The organism is Sphingomonas sp. (assembly GCF_051962185.1).
Taxonomy (GTDB): Bacteria; Pseudomonadota; Alphaproteobacteria; order Sphingomonadales; family Sphingomonadaceae; genus Sphingomonas.
On the sequence record NZ_JBQCCN010000274.1, the window covers coordinates 1 to 2,473 of the forward strand.

Consider the following 2,473-nt stretch of genomic DNA (forward strand, 5'->3'; position numbering starts at 1 on the left):
CGCCATGCGGATCATGGCCGCGCGAGATGAAGTCGCTTCCCATTGGCCGCCAGCCACGCGTCCAGGCATCTGTTCGCCTCCGCCGTCGGGCTGTCCATCAGATAGAGCCTGACGTCGCCCAGCATCGCCGTAGGATACATCTCTATCCTGAGCTCGCGGACGCCGCAGCCTTTGGCCGCGCGCAGAATTTCGACGATGCTGTCGAACGAACCGGCGGCGATGGGAGCCTGCGGCGCTACCGTCGACGATTGCAGGGCCAGCGCGATCGCGAGCGAGGGGAACGTCATCGAGTCTCTCCAGGCAAGGGACGGCAGTCTATCAGCTGCCCAATCCGCTTGAAGCGCGAAACGCGCCGCGCGCCCTTGCGGCATCGCTTCGCCGCCTTATCCTTGTCCTCGATCGATAGGGACGCCGCGAGTGGACGAGAAAACCGGGTTGAGCACGCGCATCATCACATGGCTCCGCGCCAATGGCGGCCATGCGCTGATCGAGGCGCTGGTCAATTTCATCCTGCCCTTCGTCATCTACTCCTACGCCGAAGCCTCGCTCGGCGACGTCCGCGCGCTGCTCCTCTCCTCCGCGCCGCCGGTCGCGTGGAGCCTGGTCGAGTTCGCGCGGCATCGCCGGGCCGATGCGCTGTCGATGATGGTGCTGGCGGGCATCGGGCTGTCGCTGCTGGCGGTGATCGGCGGCGGCGGGGCCAAGTTCCTGCAGCTGCGCGAGAACCTCGTCACCGGGGTGATCGCGCTCGTGTTCCTCGGCTCGGCGGCGATCGGCAAGCCGCTGATCTATCAACTCGCGAGGGCGAGCATGCGGCGCAAGTCGGAAGGCGAGGCGCAGGCGTTCGAGGCGCTTCAGGTCCATGCCGGCTTTCGCCGCACGATGACGGTGATGACGCTGGTGTGGGGTTTCGGTCTGCTCGTCAGCACGGCGGTGTCGATCGTATTGGTGTTCGCGCTCAGCATCCGCGCGTACCTGATCGTCGGGCCGATCGTCGGCTATGCGACGATGGGGCTGCTGACGCTGTGGACCTTCTTCTATGCCCGGCGCTCCCGCCGCCGCGGCGAAGCGGCTCGCGCGGCCGCGACGCAAACGACGGCCGGCGGCGAGGTCGGCAGCGCGGCCTGAGGGGCGTGTGCGATTGACGGTTCTTCCCGTCTCGTCCACCTCCTGACGCACCGACCCGGACGGGTCGAGCGGAGGAGGGGGAATATGGTCGGTCGGCTGGTCGAGCGCGCCGTGCGGCGGAGCGACGCGGCATGAAATGGCTGAAACGCGCCGCCTGGTGCTTCTTGCTACTGATCGTCGCCGCCATTCCCGCTTATTGGTGGCTGCTCGCCGAAAGCCATGAGGGCAACCCGGCTGCCTATGCCATCGACATGGCGGCGATCCGGCAGTTGGCCGATGCGCAGCCCGGGGAGAACCCGCAGGCTATCCGCGTCGAGACGGTCGCGCACCTCGCCGCGCCCGCGACCTTCGTCGTCGCGGGCGACGGCTGGCGGAGCCTGGACTTGCCGGTGTCGTCCTACGAGCTGGTCTATCGCGATCGCCAGATCGTCATCGACACGGCGCTCGACGCCAGGATCGCCAAGTCGATGAGCGCCACGACGTTCGACGGCGCCGCTTATGCGCGGATGAGCAACGCGCTGGCCCGCGCCTCGCTGATCGTCGCCACGCACGAGCATCCCGACCATGTCGGCGGCTTGCTCGCGCAGCGCGATCTGAAGCGGCTTCTGCCCGTCACGCGGCTGACGCGAGAGCAGGTCGCGGTGCTCAAGGCGAACCTGGCGACCGACGCTTTCTCCATGCTCCATCTGTCGCCGGCGATCTTCGACGGCTATCGGCCGCTCGATTACGCCCGCTATCGGGCGATCGCGCCCGGGGTCGTGCTGATCAAGGCGCCGGGCCATACGCCGGGCAGCCAGATGGTCTATGTCCGGCGCGCCGACGGCGCCGAGTTCCTGTTCCTGGGCGATGTCGCCTGGCAATGGCGCAACGTCGAGACCGGTCGGGAAAAGTCGCGGCTGGTGGCGTGGATGGCGGAGGAGAATCGCGACCAGGTTCGCGACGAACTGGCCGCGCTCGGCCGGCTCCATGCCGCCGATCCGCAGCTCCACATGATCCCCGGTCATGACGAAACGGCGATCGATGCGTTGGTCTGGAGCGGGTTGTTGCTCAACGGTTTCTGACGGCGCGGAAGGGGCGAGCGATGCGGGCAGGAATATCGGCGGCGATGGCGATGCTGGTCGCGCTGGCGTCGCCCGCCATGGCGCAAGTCGCCCCGGCTCCGGCGACGCCGGTGCCGCCGTCCGTGGCGGTGGCGGTGGCCGAGCCGGAGCAGCCCTGCCGCGTGGTCGCCGACGTGCCCTCGATCCGCATCGACCCCGCCGCCGCCGCGCGGCTCGCGGAGATCGGGCTCGACCGCGCCGCGATCTTCGCGCGGATGCATGAGACGTCGGTTCCGGAGACCTCG

At 68.5% G+C, this 2,473-nt stretch carries 4 protein-coding genes; 3 read left to right on the plus strand and 1 reads right to left on the minus strand.

Annotated features, from left to right (window positions below; genetic code table 11):
* Positions 1–11: 11 nt before the first annotated feature.
* On the minus strand, positions 12–287 hold the full coding sequence (locus ACTHJR_RS17255; protein WP_440524535.1) for a hypothetical protein: 276 nt from the start codon (positions 285–287) through the stop codon (positions 12–14).
* A gap of 130 nt (positions 288–417) precedes the next feature.
* Here ACTHJR_RS17255 and ACTHJR_RS17260 point away from each other — a divergent pair, with 130 nt between their 5' ends.
* The 3 genes from ACTHJR_RS17260 to ACTHJR_RS17270 form a co-directional block, all read left to right on the plus strand.
* Positions 418–1,128: a VC0807 family protein gene (locus ACTHJR_RS17260; protein WP_440524536.1), complete on the plus strand. Its 711-nt coding sequence runs from the start codon at positions 418–420 to the stop codon at positions 1,126–1,128.
* 131 nt (positions 1,129–1,259) lie between these two features.
* Entirely contained in the window at positions 1,260–2,189 is a 930-nt protein-coding gene (locus ACTHJR_RS17265; protein WP_440524537.1) for an MBL fold metallo-hydrolase, read from the plus strand.
* A 20-nt stretch (positions 2,190–2,209) separates the two neighbouring features.
* On the plus strand, positions 2,210–2,473 hold a 264-nt coding region (locus tag ACTHJR_RS17270), incomplete at its 3' end, for a hypothetical protein (RefSeq protein ID WP_440524538.1).